We start from the raw sequence: 18736 nt of genomic DNA, 5'->3' as shown, positions 1-18736 counted from the left end.
GAGACTAAAACGCCGGGAGCGTTTTAGCACGAGCGCAGCGAACCCGAAGGGTGAATCCCATGGATGGGATTCATTTCCTGTGGCCTGGGCCCGAGACCGGGGTGCCGGACCAGACGGACCGCCATTGACGGATTGACGCCGGCCCCCACAAGGGCATGCCCGGTATCCGGCGCGGACCAGTGCTAGCAGCCATCCATAACTCCGGAACTTGAGTCTGTAGTAAGCGCTAACTTTACTGATTGTTTCCGTTTGTTCAAAGCTCAATAAGGTTTGATACGCTTGCTCAATGGCAGTCGGCCCATTAGGCTGATTGCAACATTGAATTGAACCGCCTGGGGTGTATGGCGGTCCAGAATGGCAAGGTCGGCCCTGATAGACGGTTGACGTTGCTGCCCAGCCTGCTTTACTTGGCGCTTGGCGGATACGCAATACACCATTGACGGCACACTAGGGAAACGGCATGAATCCAGATTACTTGGAATTTGAACAACCCATTGCAGACCTGATTGCCAAAATTGAAGAATTGCGACTGGTTGGCAACCGCAATGATCTCAACATTTCAGGCGAAATCGAAAAGCTGAACGCCCAGTCGATCAAGCTGACCGAGCAGATCTTTTCCAACCTCACCTCCTGGCAGGTTTCCCAGCTGGCGCGTCATCCCAAGCGCCCTTACACGCTCGATTACATCAATCACGTCTTTACCGACTGGGATGAGCTCCATGGCGACCGCCATTACGGTGACGATGCTGCCATCGTATCCGGCGTTGCCCGGTTGAATGAAGAGCCGGTGCTGGTGGTTGGGCACCAGAAGGGCCGGGATGTGAAAGAAAAGGTACGCCGCAATTTTGGCATGCCCAAGCCAGAAGGCTATCGCAAGGCACTGCGCCTGATGCAAATGGCGGAGCGTTTCAAAATGCCGGTCCTGACCTTTATCGATACCCCGGGTGCCTACCCCGGTATTGGTGCTGAAGAGCGCGGTCAGAGTGAGGCAATTGCCTACAATCTGTTAAAACTGTCGTCCCTGAAAACGCCGATCATTTCAACGGTTGTTGGAGAGGGCGGCTCTGGCGGGGCGCTGGCGATCGGGGTTTGCGATCACCTGAATATGCTGCAATACAGCACCTATTCGGTTATTTCCCCGGAAGGCTGTGCCTCTATTTTGTGGAAGACGGCGGAGCGGGCCTCCGATGCAGCCGAAGCCATGGGCATTACAGCGCCAAAGTTGCGTGAACTGGGCCTGGTGGATACCGTTATCAAAGAACCTCTGGGCGGCGCGCACCGCAACCCCGAAGCCATGGCGGCCGACCTGCGCCACGCGCTCATTGGCCAGCTAGATAAGCTGCGCGGTGTCGCGCTGGACGACCTGCTGGAAAACCGTTACAAGCGCCTGATGTCGTTCGGGCTCGAATCGGCCTGACTCGAAACTGGCCTGCAAAGCAACTAAGCTGTCTAAGGCGGCGTCGGGCAACGCCGTTTTAGCTTTGGTCTGCTACCGGCCGCTATTCGTATTATCGGAACGGCTCCGGTCGCCAAAGCCCGGATGACAGATCCCAGCATGGCAGAAACAGATGACGGCGGCATATTCCTTTGCGTTTCGACACTACGACCCCCTGGTCTCAGAAGACATTGCGCTATTGCTCAACCGCTATCTTGAGGGTGCGCGCGCGCTCGAAGGCGCGCCCGCCTACCTGTTCGACGTGGTGCTACACGATGGCACCCTGATTGGCCAGATTGACCTGCGTGTGGGCGACACACCCGCCCTGGTAACCTACGCCGGGCAAATCGGTTACGGTATCGATCGCCCCTACCGAGGCCATCATTACGCCGCCAAGGCCTGCGAGCTGATTCGAACGGTAGCACTCGATCACGGCATGGCTGAACTCTGGATAACCTGCAACCCCGACAACATCGCTTCTGTGCGCACCTGCGAACGCATTGGTGCCCGCTTCGTTGAGCGGGTGTCGGTGCCTCGCGGTACCGAACTGTGGCGTCGCGGAGACCGCGAGAAGCTACGCTATCGCTGGGGCCTGGCCGACACGGACACGGCATGACCGGGAGCGGTTACACCGCCGGTGAGCGGTTCGATGCCTGGTTGGCCGACTATTCTGAGCGACCGGTCTTCGTTGGTTACAGTGGTGGTGTCGACTCGCAGCTGGTCTTGCATGAACTCTGCAGTCGGCTGCCACCCGGCGACGTTATCGCCCTTCACATCAATCACGGCCTCAGCCCCCAGGCTAACAACTGGCAAGCGCATTGTGCACAGTACTGCAAAGCCCTTGGTTGTGGCTTCGAATCGCATTCGGTGGCGGTCTCGGCCCAGGGCGAGGGGCTTGAAGCGGCAGCACGGCAAGCACGCTACCGCGTATTCCTGAGTCGGGTGCCCCCGGGCCATAGCCTCTGGCTCGGGCATCACCTGGATGATCAGCTTGAAACCTTTATGTTGCGACTGTTGCGGGGCAGTGGTCTGACCGGTCTGTCGGCCATGTCGGATCAAACGAGTCGGCAACAGAGGCTGATGTTGCGCCCCCTGCTGACGACCTCTCGGGAAAGCATCGAGAACCGGGCCCGGCAGCTGGGCCTGCACTGGATAACCGACGACAGCAACAGCGATGTGCGTTTTGATCGCAATTTTCTGCGTCAGCAGGTATTACCGCTCATTGCCACGCGCTGGCACCAGTACCGACAGACGCTGTCACGGTCACTCGGACACCTCGATCAGGCTGCCCGTGAACAGCAACGCCAGCTCGACCTCGAACTGGAGCATCGGCTGGCACATGACGGCGCCCTTAAAGCCGTGCAGCTGGACGACTGGTCGTCAGAGCAGGTGCAGGCGCTGATTCACCGCTGGCTGTACCGGCAGAATGTAAGATCGCCCAGTGAAACAGCACTGCAACGCATCGTCCGCGAAGTGGTTAATGCCCGGGTGGATGCCCAGCCTGAAGTCGCTCTGGGTGACGGGTCAGTCCGGCGTTTTCGAACCGCTCTGTATTGGGTTCCCAACCAAGTAGAGCCCTGTGACTCGCCCTGCGCGGTCAGTGAAGATTGGCAGCACTGGCCGGGCATTGGCTGGCTGCGAGTGCGACGCGCAGCTGACGGGCCTGGACGGCTCCGGGGCGAGCCGGCTGACTGGCGCTGGCAATTGCGCCAGGGGGGTGAATCGTTATGGCCAGCCGGGCGTTCGGCGCGGCGGGACCTGAAGCGCCTGCTGCAGGAATACCGGCTGCCGCCCTGGCAGCGCGACCGGGTGCCGCTGTTGTTTTCCGGCGATCAGCTCATTGCCGTTGCCAACCTGGCGGTGGACCTTGCCTGTCAGGCAGACTCCGGCGAGCCGGGCTGGGTGGTAGACTGGCAATCATCCAAACCAACAGACCCTTCCCGACACGACAATAGCGACGATTAAAGATTGAGGCAGTGAGGCTTTTTTGCTAATCTGGCCTCCCATCTTAAGTCGCACAAATTCCCACACCCGCAACACGTCTTATGGCCAGTCAAAATGCCATCGGGCGGGCTTTTGCGTTGTGTTGGGGGGTTGCTTGCGGCAGACCAACTTTGCGACTATCGGATGGGATCTATTATGACGCGTTATATTTTTGTCACCGGCGGTGTGGTGTCTTCATTGGGCAAGGGCATCGCATCGGCCTCGCTGGGCGCCATCCTTCAGGCGCGGGGGCTGTCGGTGACGATGCTCAAGCTGGATCCCTACATCAACGTTGACCCGGGCACCATGAGCCCGTTTCAGCACGGCGAAGTCTTCGTGACCGAAGACGGCGCTGAAACCGACCTCGACCTTGGCCACTACGAACGCTTTGTGCGCACTACCATGACCCGGCGCAACAACTTCACCACCGGCCGAATCTATCAGGATGTGCTGCGAAAAGAACGCCGTGGCGATTACCTCGGCGGTACCGTTCAGGTTATTCCGCACATCACCGATGAAATCAAACGCCGCGTTATTGAAGGCGCGGGTGATGCCGATGTCGCCCTGGTGGAAGTGGGTGGCACCGTGGGCGATATTGAATCGCTGCCGTTTCTTGAAGCCGTGCGCCAGCTGAAAGTTGAGCTGGGCAGTCGCCGAGCACTGTCGATGCACCTGACGCTCGTGCCTTACATAGCCACCGCCGGTGAAGTGAAAACCAAACCTACCCAGCATTCGGTAAAAGAGTTGCGCACCATTGGTCTGCAGCCCGACATCCTGGTGTGTCGTTCCGAACGTCCGATTGGCAAGAGCGAACTGCGCAAAATATCCCTGTTCACCAACGTCGAAGAGCGCGCCGTTATCCCCCTGCCGGATGCCGATACCATCTACCGCATTCCCGGTATGCTGCACCGCTCGGGACTGGACGACATTGTCGTTGAAAAATTCGGTCTGGAGTGCCCGCAGCCGGATTTAGCCGACTGGGAAGACGTCACCGATCGCAAGCTCAACCCGGATGGTGAAGTCACCATCGCCATGGTCGGCAAGTACATGGAATTGCTGGATGCCTATAAATCGCTGATCGAAGCCATCGATCACGCCGGCATCCGGTCGCGGACCAAGGTCAACATCCGCTTTATCGACGCCGAAGAAGTCGAGAAACAAGGCACCGACTGCCTGGCCGGTGTGCAGGGATTGCTGGTGCCGGGTGGCTTTGGTTACCGGGGCGTGGAAGGCAAGATTGCCACTGCGCAGTACGCCCGTGAGAACAAAATCCCTTACCTTGGCATCTGCCTGGGCATGCAAGTCGCCGTTATCGAATACGCCCGCAACGTCGCGGGATTCGACGGGGCGCACTCCACTGAATTTGATCGCCAGACCCGCCACCCTGTGGTCGGTCTGATAACCGAATGGATTGAAGCCGACGGCAAGAAAGTCGAACGCGATGACAAAACCGACCTTGGCGGCACCATGCGGCTGGGCGGACAGGAGTGCATGCTGACCGAAGGCTCCCGTTCAGAAGCCTGCTATGGCAAGCCGCGCATTGTTGAACGGCACCGTCATCGCTACGAAGTGAATAACCATTATGTAGAAGACTTACAAAAATCGGGTCTGATCATCGCCGGTCGTTCAGTCGACGGAGCCCTGGTTGAAATCATTGAAGTGCCCGATCATCCCTGGTTTGTGGCCTGCCAGTTTCACCCCGAATTTACCTCCACACCCCGTGATGGCCACGGTTTGTTCAGTGGTTTCATTGGCGCCGTGCGCGCTATGGCGAAGTAATACAGGGTGGTGAGGGGTAGCATTTGGAGGGTTTTCCCCTATAATCCGGCGCTGTCCGTTTTGTAATAAAACTACATTTTTTGAGCGGTCGAGACTTGGGTAAGGTCACAGCTGAAAGCCGGTGTGACCCTGCAGCAGTTAAGGCTCGGGCGCCACAACACGGCTTATTGAACAATCAGGAGAGTCACAGATGGCCAAGATTCTAGACATCAAAGCACGCGAAGTGCTCGATTCACGCGGTAATCCGACCGTTGAGGCGGACGTTATTGTTGAAGGCGGCATTCGTGGCCGTGCCTGCGCTCCCTCTGGAGCCTCTACCGGCTCCCGCGAAGCTCTGGAACTGCGTGATGGTGATAAAAGCCGTTACCTGGGCAAGGGCGTACTGAAAGCGGTGGCCGCCATTAACGGCCCGATCCGCGACGCGCTGCTCGGCTTTGACGCCCTGAATCAATCTGGTCTCGATGCCACCATGATTACGCTGGACGGTACCGAGAATAAGTCCAACTTCGGCGCCAACGCCATTCTGGCGGTCTCTCTCGCGGCTGCTAAGGCGGCAGCACTGTCTAAAGGCGTTGAACTGTACGTACACATCGCCGACCTGAACGGAACACCGGGCCAGTACAGCCTGCCGGTACCGATGATGAACATCATCAACGGCGGTGAGCATGCCGATAACAACGTCGACATTCAGGAATTCATGGTGCAGCCGGTGGGCGCGAAATCGTTCAGCGAAGCACTGCGCATGGGTGCTGAAATCTTCCATGCCCTGAAAAAAGTGCTGAGCGCCAAGGGTCAGAATACCGCTGTAGGCGATGAAGGCGGCTTCGCACCGAACCTCGAAAGCAATGCAGCCGCGCTGGCGGCTATTAAAGAAGCGGTTGAAGCGGCAGGCTACGAGTTGGGTAAAGACATCACTCTGGCGATGGATTGCGCTGCCTCCGAGTTTTATGAAAACGGACAGTACAACCTCAAGGGCGAAGGCAAGGTCTTCACCTCTGAAGAGTTCTCCAACTACTTGCAGCAATTGACCCGCGAATACCCCATCGTCTCGATCGAAGATGGTCTGGACGAGTCTGACTGGGACGGCTTTGCCTATCAGACCCGCCTGATGGGCGACAAGATTCAGCTGGTGGGCGACGACCTGTTCGTGACCAATACCAAAATTCTGCAGGAAGGCATCGACAAGGGCATCGCCAACTCGATTCTGATCAAGTTCAACCAGATTGGTTCACTGACCGAAACGCTGGCCGCCATAAAGATGGCCAAAGATGCCGGTTACACCGCCGTAATCTCGCATCGCTCAGGTGAAACCGAAGACGCCACCATTGCCGACCTGGCGGTCGGGACTGCGGCTGGTCAAATCAAGACCGGTTCATTGTGCCGTTCTGACCGTGTTGCCAAGTACAACCAGTTATTGCGTATTGAAGAGGAGCTGGGAGACAAGGCCATCTATAACGGTCTGAAAGAGATCAAAGGCCAGGGCTGAGCCCGTTTTAATGCCTGTTTTGGCGGAAATTGAGCGGTAAATGCAAAAAGGGGGCTTGGCCCCCTTTTTTGTTTGAGTCAGAATGCCGCCAGAGTTGTACAATGGTGCCCATTAGGTGCCTCCCCTGAAACCCTGGGGTCATTACCCACTGCCACTGCTGAGTGGCTAACAGAGAGAACCGGACCGTTGAAAGCCACGGCTGTGCCACAACTGCAACGCAAGAACCCTCTGCGCTGGCTGCAAATAGGCTTGCTGGTGTTGCTGGTGATGTTGCAATTCCGCTGGTGGTTGGGCGAAAACAGCTGGGTCGATGTGAGTCGGTTGGAAGCGGATGTGGCCGCCCAGGAAAGCATTAATGCCGAGCGACGGGCACGCAACGAGGTGTTGAGTGCCCGTGTTGCCGACCTGAAGTCCGGGCTTGATGCGGTCGAGGAGCTGGGTCGAAGTGACCTCGGGCTGATCAGGCCGGGCGAGGTTTTCTACGTCATACCTGCCGAATAAAGCGGTGTGGCCGCTGATTTGGATGTTATGAACCTGACTGATCCCCCCCGAGTACACCTGATATTTCCTGCCGCTGGCGTTGGTCAGCGGTTTGGCCAGCCACATCCCAAGCAGTACACCCAACTGGCCGGCAAAACGCTGCTGGAATGGACGCTCGATGCCTGGAAGGATGTGCCGTTTCATGGCGAACGCATACTGGTATTGTCTGGTAATGACGATCGGGGCCGGGCTTTGGCGGCGCGCTATCCGGGCCTGAGCTGTGTAAAGGGAGGGGCCGAGCGCGCCGATTCGGTTCTGGCCGGGCTGGCAGCCATGAGCGCAGCGGACGATGACTGGGTGATGGTGCATGATATTGCACGACCTTGCGTTCGCCGTGCAGATATTCTGGCGTTGCTCGACCTTTGCCAGTCTGAAGACCGCGGCGCCTTGCTGGCGCGCCCACTGACAGACACCATAAAACGCAAGCAGGGCGATCAGGTGTCGACGGTCGACCGCCGACAATTATGGGCCGCCCTGACACCCCAGTGCTTTCGATACGGGCGCTTGTATCGCGCTTTGTCTCTTGGCCTGGCCAATGCCGTACCCCTGACCGATGAAGCCTCGGCGATGGAGTGGATGGGTGACCCGGTGGGTCTGGTCAGCGGCAGTAGCGATAACATCAAGGTAACGCACCCGGACGATCTGGCACTGGTGGCGTTTTATCTGCAACAACAGGGTCGGCTGACGCCGACCTGAGCTTTTTATCAGCGATTACTTGGAGTGAAGCAGGGCATGCGAATAGGCCATGGTTTTGATGTACACCGGTTCGACCTGAATGCCGGTCCCATGGACATAACGCTGGGTGGCGTGCGAGTACCGGCGGAGCATCCTCTGTTGGCGCATTCCGACGGCGACGTCGTGTTGCATGCCATCGCCGACTCCCTGCTGGGCGCTGCCGCGCTGGGTGACATTGGCGAATGGTTTCCGGATACGGATGCACAATGGGCCGGGGCAGATAGCCGTGCTTTGCTGACCGATGTCTATCATCGCATTACCGGGTTGGGTTACCGGCTGGTGAATCTGGACGTCACCGTCATTGCCCAGGCCCCTCGCCTGGGTGACTACAAGGGCGCAATGAAACTGACCATTGCCGAAACGCTGCAGTGTGACCCGGGTCAGATAAACATCAAGGCGACGACCACCGAGAAGCTTGGCTTTACCGGCCGCAAGGAGGGTATCGCCACCGAGGCAGTATGCCTGCTGGAGGTGGTGTCCTGATGGAGCTGCCGCAGTGGCCCGGAGCCTGGGGTGATGTTGTCGGGTCGGGGCGGTTAAAAGCCGAACCGGCTGATTTTTACGTTGAGGAGGCTCTGCCAGAGACAGCCTCCGGCGAGGGTGAGCATTTATGGGTCACCCTGGAAAAAACCGGCCAGAATACCGCCTGGCTTGGCAAGCAGTTGGCCCGCTGGGCGGGCATTCCCCCCCGGGACGTCAGTTACGCCGGTTTGAAAGACCGCCATGCCGTAACTCGCCAGACCTTCTCCCTGCATCTGCCCGGTAAACCGGACCCCTCAGAACCGCTGATTATGGACGGTGCTCGGGTGCTGTCGCTCAAGCGACATGGTCGCAAACTGCGTACCGGTCAACTGATTGGCAATCATTTCGTGATCAGGCTGCGTGACTGGCAAGGGGATGGCGATGCTCTGGTACAACGCTGGCAAACACTGGTTGAGCAGGGGTTTCCGAATTACTTTGGTCCGCAACGGTTTGGTGACCAGGGTCAGAATCTGAGCCGGGCACTGGCCTGGATACGCGGTGAAGGCCGGTTACCCCGAGGGCAGCAGGGCATTCATGTGTCTGCGATGCGCAGCTTACTGTTCAATGACTTGTTGGCCGAGCGAGTGCGGCAGGGTACCTGGAACCAGGTGCTCCCCGGTGATTTCCTGCAATTCAAGGAAGGCAAACGGGGGTTTGAATGTCTGGAGCCGACCGAAAGTGAATGGTCCCGGGTAGCATCGGGTCAGTTATCGCCAAGCGCCAGTTTGCCCGGTGAGCAAACGGAAACCTTTTCTCTGCTCGATGAACGCGAAGCGCCTGTACTGGCGCAGCAGTCAGAATGGACGCAGGCGCTGATACGACTGCGCATTCAGCGCAGCTTGCGTAAATTGCGGGTTTATCCAGAGCAGGGTCAGCTTGAATGGCAGGGAACGGATCCGCAATTCCGGTTCTTTCTGCCGGCTGGCAGTTATGCCACGGCGGTGTTGCGTGAAGTGTCAGCCTGGCGCGAGGAGGAGTCTCAGTGAATCTGTCCGGTATCGGCATGACGTCCCAGCGTACCCGCCAGCGCCTGATCGAGCGACTCTTTGCCAAGGGCATTCGTGATGCCCGGGTCATGGATTGCTTTATGAAGGTGCCGCGGCACATCTTTGTTGATGAAGCCCTGGGCCATAAAGCCTACGAAGACATGGCCGTGCCCATCGGTTACGGTCAGACCTTATCGCAACCCTATATTGTTGCACGCATGAGTGAGCTGGTCTTGGCCGCCCCCCACCATGAGCGCATTCTTGAAATTGGTACCGGTTCCGGGTTTCAGACCTCGGTACTGGCGCATCTGGTGGATGAAATCTATTCAGTAGAACGCATCAAACCGCTGCAACTGAAAGCTCGGGAGCGGCTGCGTCTGCAAAAACTGTACAACGTGCGCCTGAAGCTCGATGACGGCTTCCTTGGCTGGCCCGATGCAGGGCCTTTTGATGTCATCATCGGGACGGCGGCTCCCGAAACAGCCCCGCAATCCTTACTGGATCAACTGGTCCCCGACGGCGGTCAGCTGATTTTGCCGGTGGGTACCGAAGAGCAGTTTTTAACCGTGGTGGAGCGCCAGGGTGATGAATTTACCGAGCGCCGCATTGAAGCCGTGCGCTTCGTACCTATGCTTGCGGGCATTCAGACTGGCGATTCTGATACGTTGAGACTCTGACGTGTCGCTGCCTGGCCCGTCATTCTTAAGCCGGAAGGGATCCAGATTATGAGCAGGGAGATACTGCGTGATTAAGTTAGTTTTGAGCTGGTTTTTCAAAGGGGTCGTTATGGGGGCAGCCGATGCTGTGCCCGGTGTTTCTGGCGGTACCATGGCACTGATTACCGGCATCTATGAGCGGTTGATCAACGCGCTGGCGTCATTTCGGTTTGGTCTGCTGGGGCTGCTCAGACAAGGTGAATTCATTGCGGTCTGGCGTGAGGTTGATGGCGCCTTTCTGGTCAGCCTGGGCGCTGGCATTATTGTCAGCCTGGTAACGGTTCTAAATCTCGTTCAGTGGTTGTTAAGCACGGCACCCCCAGTATTGTGGGCATTCTTCTGCGGGTTGATTGTTGCCTCGCTGATCATGTTGCTGAAGGAGCACCGCTGGCGCAGAGTCGATATTGGCCTGTTCATCGCCGGAACGGCCATCGCCGCGAGTATTTCTTTTTTGGGGGAGATGGCGCTTGCGGTTACGCCTCTGACACTGGTTTTAGGCGGAGCACTGGCCATATCGGCGATGTTGTTGCCTGGTATTTCCGGCAGCTTCATTTTGCTGCTATTGGGGCTGTACCCGGCGATCACAGCGGCGGTGCATGCCCGGGATCTGGTCACCATTGCCTGGGTGGCTCTGGGTTGCCTGATCGGGTTGCTGGTGTTCAGTCGTTTTTTGCAATGGGTGCTGGCACGCTGGCACGATCGGGTGATGGGGTTCATGCTGGGGTTTGTTCTGGGCGCCTTGTTGAAAGTCTGGCCTTGGCAGCACGATCAGCAATGGTTGACGCCGGAAAATTATGTGAACCTGTCTGGCCAGCCATCCTGGTTTTTTACGGCCCTGCTGGCAGCGATCATTGGAGCGGCGCTGGTGACCTTATTGAGTCTTAAAACGGACGGTTCCGGGCTTGTCAAATCAGAAACATGAAGCACTACTCGGTTCGAACCTTACGTCAGGCCGTTTTTAGATTAATTACACCTAATAAATTACCCTGTATTAAGGTTGGGCTATATTGCAGCTTTGTGAACGGCGTTTGAGGGGTGGATGAAACCTATTTTGAGAAGGAATCCAGCGTGACGAATCTCGTCCGGGGGGCGTCAATTTTCTGGGTATGCCTGTGCACTCTGTTGGTGCTGTCGGGCTGCACCAGCAGTGCCTACCGTTCGCTGGAGCCGGCTGGAAGTAGCGCCCGTGGATCGAGCAGTAGCAATACCAGTTCGCCGGTGGTCCAGTCCCGCCCTGCGGGTGGCGCACCGGCGTCAAACGCCCGCACGGCGTCGCCGGAGTCACGTCCTGATCAGTATCAGGTTCGCCGGGGGGATACGCTTTACTCCATCGCTTTTCGGTTTGGTCTTGATTTTCGGCGACTGGCCGCTGCCAACAACATTGATAGTCGTTACACCATCTACCCCGGTCAGGTGCTGGCGCTCAGGGAGACAAGTACCCGGGCTGCAGCGCCTGCTCCGTCGGGTTCGTCCGCTTCGCCTTCGCCGTCCGGTCCTACAGTCAATAACACGTCTTCACAAACGGTTACAAACTCTGCGCCAAGACCTGCAGCGGCACCGTCTGCGTCGGGAAATGCCAGTAATAATAATCAGTTAACTTGGGTGTGGCCGCACAATGGGAAAATAGTGCGAACATTTGACTCCAATGTGTCCGATCGTAAAGGCGTTGATCTGACCGGTGAGATTGGAGATTCTGTGGTTGCGGCGGCAGCGGGTTCCGTTGTCTACGCAGGAAATGGTTTGCCTGGTTATGGCAACCTGATCATCCTGGAACATCAGGGCTCCTTGCTGAGTGCCTATGCATTCAATCAGGAATTGCTGGTGGCGGAGCAGGATCAGGTTAGCGCAGGGCAAGCCATTGCCCGAATGGGCAGGCAGGGTGACCAGCCCAGCCTGCACTTCGAGATACGGCAAGAGGGTAAGCCCGTCGATCCAATGAGGTTTTTGCCTCGGCGGTAACCGGGTTTTTTCCGGCCACAGGGCTTATGCCCGATATCGCACAGGTGAATGACTATGGCAGCACTCCGGGAACTCAATTCCGACATTGCGGAAGATACGTTCACTCCGTACACCAATTTACTCGATACCCCAAATGACGAAGTCAGCGCCGCTGAAAAGGCGGAGTCTGATGACGCCACCGAGGTCGATTACGAGGCCGATTCCGACACCGAATTTCGCGATGCCGTCAATAATCTCAGCGGCATGCAACGCTCGCTCGACGCGACGCAGATGTATCTGAACGAAATCGGTTTTTCACCACTGCTCAGCCCCGAAGAGGAAGTCTATTTCGCCCGTTTGGCGCAAAAAGGCGAACCGGCGGGGCGCAAGCGTATGATTGAGAGCAACCTGCGGCTGGTAGTAAAAATAGCGCGGCGCTATCTCAACCGCGGACTGACGCTGCTCGATCTGATTGAAGAGGGTAACCTCGGTCTTATTCGAGCGGTTGAAAAGTTTGATCCGGAGCGCGGCTTCCGTTTTTCAACCTACGCGACCTGGTGGATCCGCCAGACCATAGAACGCGCCATCATGAACCAGACGCGCACCATTCGTTTACCCATTCATGTGGTTAAAGAGTTGAATGTGTATCTGCGCGCAGCCCGTGAATTGACGCAAAAACTCGATCACGAGCCAACGGCAGAAGACATTGCCGAGCTGCTTGAGCGGCCCATTGAAGACGTGAAGCGCATGCTGGCACTGAACGAACGTGTGACTTCGGTAGATACACCCCTGGGGCCATCTTCCGAGAAGAACTTGCTCGACACCATTGCCGATGAAAAATCGGTAGACCCGTCCGAAACCCTGCAAGACGATAACCTGCGGCTCAGTATCGATCACTGGCTCGATGAACTGTCCGAAAAGCAGCGGGAAGTGGTCGCCCGGCGGTTTGGTCTGCGCGGTTTTGAAACCAGTACTCTGGAAGAGGTGGGTCGCGAAATTGGTCTCACCCGTGAACGCGTGCGGCAGATACAGGTAGAAGCCCTGCGGCGCTTGCGTGACATTATGGAAAAACAGGGTTTGTCGGCCACCGCACTGTTTGGAGCCTGAGTTTATCGACTCTGTGACCGGTATTTCAGTAATAGTCAAAGCATAAAAAAAGCGCCTCAGGGCGCTTTTTTTATGAGGAGCAGTCAGCCGTTTATCGGGCCAGGGCTGCTCGCTTGCCGGGTACACCGTTTTGTTCGTCGGCATCGGCGGGCGGGTCTTTTCGCTCGGTAATATTGGGCCATACTTCTGCCAGTTCGGCATTCAGTTCTACAAATTCAATTTGATCTTCTGGTACCTCATCTTCCGAGAGGATGGCCTCGGCCGGACATTCCGGTTCACACAAAGCACAGTCGATGCACTCGTCCGGATGAATGACCAGAAAGTTCGGGCCTTCGTAGAAGCAATCCACCGGGCAGACTTCTACGCAGTCGGTGTATTTGCACTTGATGCAGTTCTCGAGAACAACGAATGTCATCGGGCCCTTCTCCCAATACCTGATGCTGAGTGTGTGCGTATTCTAGTGGCAGGTTCGGACCCCCTCAAGTGAGATCTAAGACCAAATACCCAAGGCTTTATAGCCAATTAGAATATAAATTGTGTTTTTAGATTTCAAAGGCTCTAAAACCGGCAGCTTACCGTTTTTCCTGCTGTTCGGCCAGCCAGTTCAGTGCCTGCAGCGGCGTCATCCTGTTGAGATCAAGCTCGCGCAGTGCCTCTACCAGTGGGTGAGTCTCTGCGGCGAACAGGTCATTTTGCTGGGGTACCTGTGCCGGCCTGACTGTCCGTCCCGATCGAGTCTCCGGACGCGCGGGTGCAGGTGCGCGTTCCAGATCGCTCAGCTTGGCGCGGGCACTGGCGATAACTTCATCTGGAACGCCTGCCAGTCGTGCCACCTGAATACCAAAGCTCTGGCTCGCCGGGCCGGCTTGCACCCGATGCAGAAACACCAGTTTATCGTCGTGTTCGGTGGCATCCAGGTGCAGGTTGCTGGCCTGGCGGTTGTGCTCGGGCAGGGCGGTCATTTCAAAATAATGGGTCGCGAACAAGGTTAAGGCGTGAGTGTGTTGCACCAGGTGTTCGGCAGCGGCCCAGGCCAGTGATAAACCGTCGAAGGTGCTGGTGCCCCGGCCGACTTCGTCCATGATGACCAGGCTGTTGGGCGTAGCATTGTGCAGAATGTTGGCGGTCTCGGTCATTTCTACCATGAAGGTCGATCGCCCGCCGGCGATGTCGTCTGATGAGCCCATGCGGGTAAAGATTCGGTCCAGTTTGCCGATGCGCGCTTCGCGGGCGGGTACAAAGCTGCCGATATGGGCCAGCAACGCAATGACAGCGGCCTGGCGCATGTAGGTGCTTTTACCCCCCATGTTGGGGCCGGTGATTACCTTGAGGGTGATGTCGCTGTTCAGCTCCAGATCATTCGGTACAAAAGGCGTTTCAGTAACGGCCTCAACGACCGGGTGGCGACCTTCGTGGATGATCAGCTCGGCGTCGTCGGTCAGGGTCGGGGCTGTCCACTGAAAGCGGTCGGCGCAGGAAGCCAGCGCCATCAGGGTATCCAGCTGAGCCAGAGCGCGACCCAGTTGCTGCAGGGTGAGCAGGTCGTCGGCCAGGGACCGGACCAGCTGCTCGTAGAGAAATTTCTCGCGCGACAGCGCCCGGCTTTTGGCACTGAGTGCCTTGTCTTCAAATTGTTTGAGTTCCGGTGTAATGAACCGCTCGGCGTTTTTCAGTGTCTGGCGTCGGCTGTAATCGACCGGTGCCTGTGCAGACTGTGCCTTACTGATCTCGATGTAGTAGCCATGGACGCGGTTGTAGCCAACTTTCAGGGTGCTCAGGCCGGTGCGTTCACGCTCCCGGGTTTCCAGCTGGATCAAAAAGTCGCTGGCATTGGTGTCGAGCCCGCGCAGTTCATCCAGCTCTTCATCAAATCCAGGCGCTATGACACCACCGTCACGAATCACCACAGGCGGGTTGTCGATCAGTGCGCGGTCAAGCGTATCGAGCCAGGCAGGCTGTTCCCTGAGATCGTCGCGCAGCTGTTGCAGGCGGGGCGAGTCGAGTGGGGTCAGTAACTGCTGCAGGTCGGGCAGTTGCGCCAGGGTGCTTCGCAGGCGGATCAGGTCACGGGGCCGTGCCGAGCCCAGGGCGATGCGAGACAGCACCCGTTCGATATCGCCAATGGGCTTGAGTGCCGATTTGATTTCTTCAAACACAAAATCGGTGAGCAGGGTGGTGACGGCATGGTGGCGGTGCTGCAGCTCGGTCCGGTCACGCAGCGGGCGCCCCAGCCAGCGACGTAACAGGCGACTGCCCATGGTCGTGGCGCAGTGGTCCATTAACTGGAACAGCGTATTGTCTTCCTCACCGCGGACATTGATGTCGATCTCAAGATTCCGGCGCGAAGCGGCATCCAGAATGACGGCCTCATCCTGTCGCTCGGGAACGATGGAGCGAATGTGCGGCAGGGCGCTTTTTTGTGTATCGCTGGCGTAATTGAGCAGGCAACCGGCGGCCTGCAGCGCCAAAGGCATGTCTTCAACGCCGAACCCGCTCAGGTCGCGGGTCCCCATCTGCCGGGTCAGCGCCTGGCGGGCACTGTCCAGATCAAACAGCCAGACGGGCTGATGACGAATAGCCGTGCGGGTAATGAGTTCAGGGGCCGGGTGGTCTTCGGGTAACAACAATTCGCTCGGGCGCAAGCGCTCCAGTTCTGCACTCAGCGCCTCCCCGTCTTTCAGTAGCTGGACGGTAAAGCGGCCGGAGGCCATGTCCAGCGCGGCCAGTCCGTAATCATCGTGCCCGGGCCAGACCGCGACCAGCAAGCTTTCTTGCCGGTCGCTGAGAAAGGCTTCATCGCTCAGCGTGCCGGGGGTCAGTACCCGTACGACCTTACGCTCCACCGGCCCCTTGCTGGTAGCCGGATCGCCAATTTGTTCGGCAATGGCCACGGTATGGCCCTGGCGCACCAGGCGGCCGATATACCCTTCGGCCGCGTGGTAGGGAATGCCAGCCATGGGGATGGGTTCACCGGCGCTTTGTCCGCGCTGGGTCAGGGTGATGTCGAGCAGGCGCGCGGCCTGTTTGGCATCCTGATAAAACAGTTCGTAAAAGTCCCCCATGCGATAAAACACCAGATCGTTCGGGTGTGCCTGCTTTATTTGCAGGTACTGTTGCATCATGGGTGTGTGTTGCATTTTACTGGCACTGGTTGGCGGCATAGGGTCGGCTTGATGGCTGGCTTTAGATCGACCGCCCATGGTATTCGAATCACCGACAGGATGAAATGCATGACGGCTTCTGAAATGCCCGCAGCGGAAAAACTGGTGACGGCACTGGCGCAACAACTGATGTCAACGGGCTGGCGTATGGTGACCGTAGAGAGTTGTACCGGTGGTGCCATTGGCGGAATGATTACCGATCTTGCCGGTAGCTCCGACTGGTATGAAGGCGGCTGGATCACCTATTCGAATGCGCTTAAGGAGCAGTTGGGAGTGCCCCCCGAAACGATAGTAGCGCACGGAGCCGTGAGCGAACCGGTGGCGCTGGCAATGGCGGAACAGGGCCGGTTGCGAGCCGGTGTTGACGTAGCTGTTGCGGTAACCGGGGTTGCTGGCCCGGCCGGAGGCAGTGCCGAAAAACCGGTAGGTACCGTCTGGATCGCCTGGGCCTGGCCCGGCGGGATTGAGGCGACGTTATTTCACTTTGAAGGTGACCGCACCCGGGTGCGCAACCAGGCTGCGTTGCAGGCGTTACAGGGCCTGCAGCAAAGACTTTGAATTAATCGGGTCAACCGGCTTGTCAGGGTCGGTCACCCTGTGTAAGAATACTGGTCATTCATACAGGCTTTTGATGGGGGAACACCATGGACGCGAACAAAGAAAAAGCGCTAACAGCAGCACTTAGCCAGATTGAACGTCAGTTTGGCAAGGGCTCGGTCATGCGCATGGGGGATCAGAAGCACATCCAGATCCCGTCCATTTCAACCGGTTCTCTGGGGCTGGATATCGCGTTAGGCATTGGTGGTTTGCCCAAGGGCCGGGTTGTTGAAATCTATGGCCCTGAATCCTCCGGTAAAACGACGCTGACGCTGCAAGTTATTGCCGAAGCCCAAAAAGCGGGCGGAACCTGCGCCTTCGTCGATGCAGAACACGCACTCGATCCGTCCTACGCCAACAAACTGGGCGTGAATGTGGATGATCTGCTGGTGTCGCAGCCCGATACCGGCGAACAGGCTCTGGAAATTGCCGACATGCTGGTCCGTTCCAACGCGGTCGACGTGATCGTTATCGACTCCGTGGCGGCCCTGGTGCCCAAGGCTGAAATTGAAGGCGAAATGGGTGACATGCACGTTGGTTTGCAGGCTCGCCTGATGTCCCAGGCACTGCGCAAAATCACCGGTAACATCAAGACAGCCAATTGTCTGGTGATTTTCATTAACCAGATCCGTATGAAGATTGGCGTTATGTTCGGCAGCCCGGAAACCACAACCGGCGGTAATGCCCTGAAGTTCTACTCATCCGTTCGCCTCGATATCCGGCGCACCGGTACCATCAAGGAAGGCGATGAAGTCGTCGGTTCCGAGACCCGGGTTAAAGTCGTCAAGAACAAGATTGCCCCGCCATTCAAGCAAGCCGAGTTCCAGATTCACTACGGCAAGGGCATTTACCACATGGGCGAAGTGATTGATTTGGGCGTCAAGCTTGGGTTGATCGAGAAGGCTGGTGCCTGGTACAGCTATCAGGGCGACAAAATTGGCCAGGGCAAAGCCAATGCCGCCAAGTTCCTTGAAGACAACCTGGAAATTGCCAAGACCATTGAAGGCAAAATCCGCGATGCGTATCTGGTCAGTAACGCACCCAAGGAAGACCCTGCCAAGGCTGAAACTGAAGCCGCAGAGGCAGCTCCCGAGGCGGCGGTGACTCCGGCTAAAAAAGGTAAAGCGGAAGTCTGATTGCATGACCTGCCTGCATTGCCTTCCCCTGGCTGAAGGGCTCGCACTGGCGAGCCCGGAGTGCACCTGGCATGGCTGAGAAAACACCCTGGAACACGGCGCTGAATATGCTGGCGCGCAGGGAATACAGCCAGTCCGAGCTACGAACCCGGTTAACCGATCGGTTTCCCGATCAGCCCGGTGCCGTTGAAGCAGCTCTGTTGCGTCTGGTTGAGACCGGCCTGCAGAACGATGAACGCTACGCCGAAGCTTTTTTGCGCTCGCAGATCAACCGGTCGAGAGGGCCGGTTCGGGTGCAGCACGAAGCTCGGCAAAAAGGGGTGGCCGAATTGGTCCTGCCGTTACTCGATGAGTGGGATATCGACTGGTTTGAACTGGCGCTGGATGCGGCTCGTCGCAAGTTGGGTTCATCCGATCCTGCCGATCAGAAAATCCGGGCGCGCCTCGCGCGCTTTCTGGCATACCGGGGTTTTAGTGGGGATCATGTTCGCCACTCTCTGGAGGCTTTGCGGAGCGAAGACTCAACAGACACTGACGGATTTGACTGACCATTCCAGCTTCCTGACCGCAGAGCAGGGCGAAGTGCCGAATAAGGGCTGATGGCCCAAGCGCTAT

The 18736-nt window shown here is 57.6% G+C and carries 18 protein-coding genes; 16 read left to right on the top strand and 2 right to left on the bottom strand.

Annotated elements, in window-relative coordinates; all coding sequences use genetic code 11:
- The first annotated feature begins 460 nt into the window (after positions 1–460).
- The 13 genes from accA (at position 461) to rpoS (ending at position 13227) form a co-directional block, all read left to right on the top strand.
- Positions 461–1417: an acetyl-CoA carboxylase carboxyl transferase subunit alpha gene (gene accA / locus ACHUE7_RS10065; protein WP_394169830.1), complete on the top strand. Its 957-nt coding sequence runs from the start codon at positions 461–463 to the stop codon at positions 1415–1417.
- 151 nt (positions 1418–1568) lie between these two features.
- A complete protein-coding gene (locus tag ACHUE7_RS10060; protein ID WP_394169829.1) occupies positions 1569–2051 on the top strand; it encodes a GNAT family N-acetyltransferase in 483 nt (160 codons plus the stop codon).
- Positions 2048–3400, top strand: coding sequence for a tRNA lysidine(34) synthetase TilS (gene tilS / locus ACHUE7_RS10055; protein ID WP_394169828.1), 1353 nt, complete (start codon positions 2048–2050; stop codon positions 3398–3400). The genes ACHUE7_RS10060 and tilS overlap by 4 nt, the downstream gene beginning before the upstream one ends.
- A 174-nt stretch (positions 3401–3574) precedes the next feature.
- Entirely contained in the window at positions 3575–5197 is a 1623-nt protein-coding gene (locus tag ACHUE7_RS10050; RefSeq protein ID WP_127554843.1) for a CTP synthase, read from the top strand.
- Positions 5198–5387: 190 nt separating this feature from the next.
- Positions 5388–6683 (top strand): phosphopyruvate hydratase, encoded by a 1296-nt coding sequence (eno, locus tag ACHUE7_RS10045; RefSeq protein ID WP_394169827.1) that lies wholly within the window; start codon positions 5388–5390, stop codon positions 6681–6683.
- Positions 6684–6869: 186 nt separating this feature from the next.
- Positions 6870–7184 (top strand): septum formation initiator family protein, encoded by a 315-nt coding sequence (locus tag ACHUE7_RS10040; RefSeq protein WP_246026187.1) that lies wholly within the window; start codon positions 6870–6872, stop codon positions 7182–7184.
- A gap of 27 nt (positions 7185–7211) precedes the next feature.
- The gene (ispD, locus tag ACHUE7_RS10035; RefSeq protein ID WP_394169826.1) at positions 7212–7919 is read left to right on the top strand and encodes a 2-C-methyl-D-erythritol 4-phosphate cytidylyltransferase; all 708 of its coding nucleotides are present in this window, start codon (positions 7212–7214) and stop codon (positions 7917–7919) included.
- A 36-nt stretch (positions 7920–7955) separates the two neighbouring features.
- Complete coding sequence (ispF, locus tag ACHUE7_RS10030; RefSeq protein ID WP_127554845.1) at positions 7956–8441, top strand: 2-C-methyl-D-erythritol 2,4-cyclodiphosphate synthase; 486 nt, start codon at positions 7956–7958, stop codon at positions 8439–8441.
- Entirely contained in the window at positions 8441–9466 is a 1026-nt protein-coding gene (gene truD / locus ACHUE7_RS10025; RefSeq protein ID WP_394169825.1) for a tRNA pseudouridine(13) synthase TruD, read from the top strand. The genes ispF and truD overlap by 1 nt, the downstream gene beginning before the upstream one ends.
- Positions 9463–10143, top strand: a complete 681-nt coding sequence (locus tag ACHUE7_RS10020) for a protein-L-isoaspartate(D-aspartate) O-methyltransferase (protein ID WP_348477883.1) — start codon at positions 9463–9465, stop codon at positions 10141–10143. The genes truD and ACHUE7_RS10020 overlap by 4 nt, the downstream gene beginning before the upstream one ends.
- Positions 10144–10210: 67 nt before the next feature.
- On the top strand, positions 10211–11104 hold the full coding sequence (locus ACHUE7_RS10015) for a DUF368 domain-containing protein (protein ID WP_394169824.1): 894 nt from the start codon (positions 10211–10213) through the stop codon (positions 11102–11104).
- Positions 11105–11217: 113 nt separating this feature from the next.
- Entirely contained in the window at positions 11218–12141 is a 924-nt protein-coding gene (locus tag ACHUE7_RS10010; RefSeq protein ID WP_394169823.1) for a peptidoglycan DD-metalloendopeptidase family protein, read from the top strand.
- Positions 12142–12195: 54 nt separating this feature from the next.
- Positions 12196–13227, top strand: coding sequence for an RNA polymerase sigma factor RpoS (gene rpoS / locus ACHUE7_RS10005; RefSeq protein WP_394169822.1), 1032 nt, complete (start codon positions 12196–12198; stop codon positions 13225–13227).
- A 91-nt stretch (positions 13228–13318) separates the two neighbouring features.
- On the opposite strand, the gene fdxA is transcribed toward rpoS, so the two are convergent.
- On the bottom strand, positions 13319–13642 hold the full coding sequence (fdxA, locus tag ACHUE7_RS10000) for a ferredoxin FdxA (protein ID WP_127554848.1): 324 nt from the start codon (positions 13640–13642) through the stop codon (positions 13319–13321).
- Positions 13643–13799: 157 nt separating this feature from the next.
- Positions 13800–16364 (bottom strand): DNA mismatch repair protein MutS, encoded by a 2565-nt coding sequence (mutS, locus tag ACHUE7_RS09995; protein ID WP_394169821.1) that lies wholly within the window; start codon positions 16362–16364, stop codon positions 13800–13802.
- Positions 16365–16457: 93 nt separating this feature from the next.
- On the opposite strand from mutS, the gene ACHUE7_RS09990 reads away from it, so the two are divergent.
- From ACHUE7_RS09990 to ACHUE7_RS09980, 3 genes are all read left to right on the top strand, one after another.
- On the top strand, positions 16458–16946 hold the full coding sequence (locus ACHUE7_RS09990) for a CinA family protein (RefSeq protein WP_394169820.1): 489 nt from the start codon (positions 16458–16460) through the stop codon (positions 16944–16946).
- Between the two features lie 86 nt (positions 16947–17032).
- Positions 17033–18121, top strand: a complete 1089-nt coding sequence (recA, locus tag ACHUE7_RS09985; protein ID WP_394169819.1) for a recombinase RecA — start codon at positions 17033–17035, stop codon at positions 18119–18121.
- A gap of 71 nt (positions 18122–18192) precedes the next feature.
- Positions 18193–18669, top strand: coding sequence for a regulatory protein RecX (locus ACHUE7_RS09980; protein WP_394169818.1), 477 nt, complete (start codon positions 18193–18195; stop codon positions 18667–18669).
- Positions 18670–18736 lie beyond the last annotated feature (67 nt).

The sequence above is a fragment of the Saccharospirillum alexandrii genome (assembly GCF_043641555.1).
Taxonomy (GTDB): Bacteria; Pseudomonadota; Gammaproteobacteria; order Pseudomonadales; family Natronospirillaceae; genus Saccharospirillum; species Saccharospirillum alexandrii_A.
The sequence above is the reverse complement of the archived record's forward strand: the minus strand, read 5'-3'. Positions and strand labels throughout refer to the sequence as shown.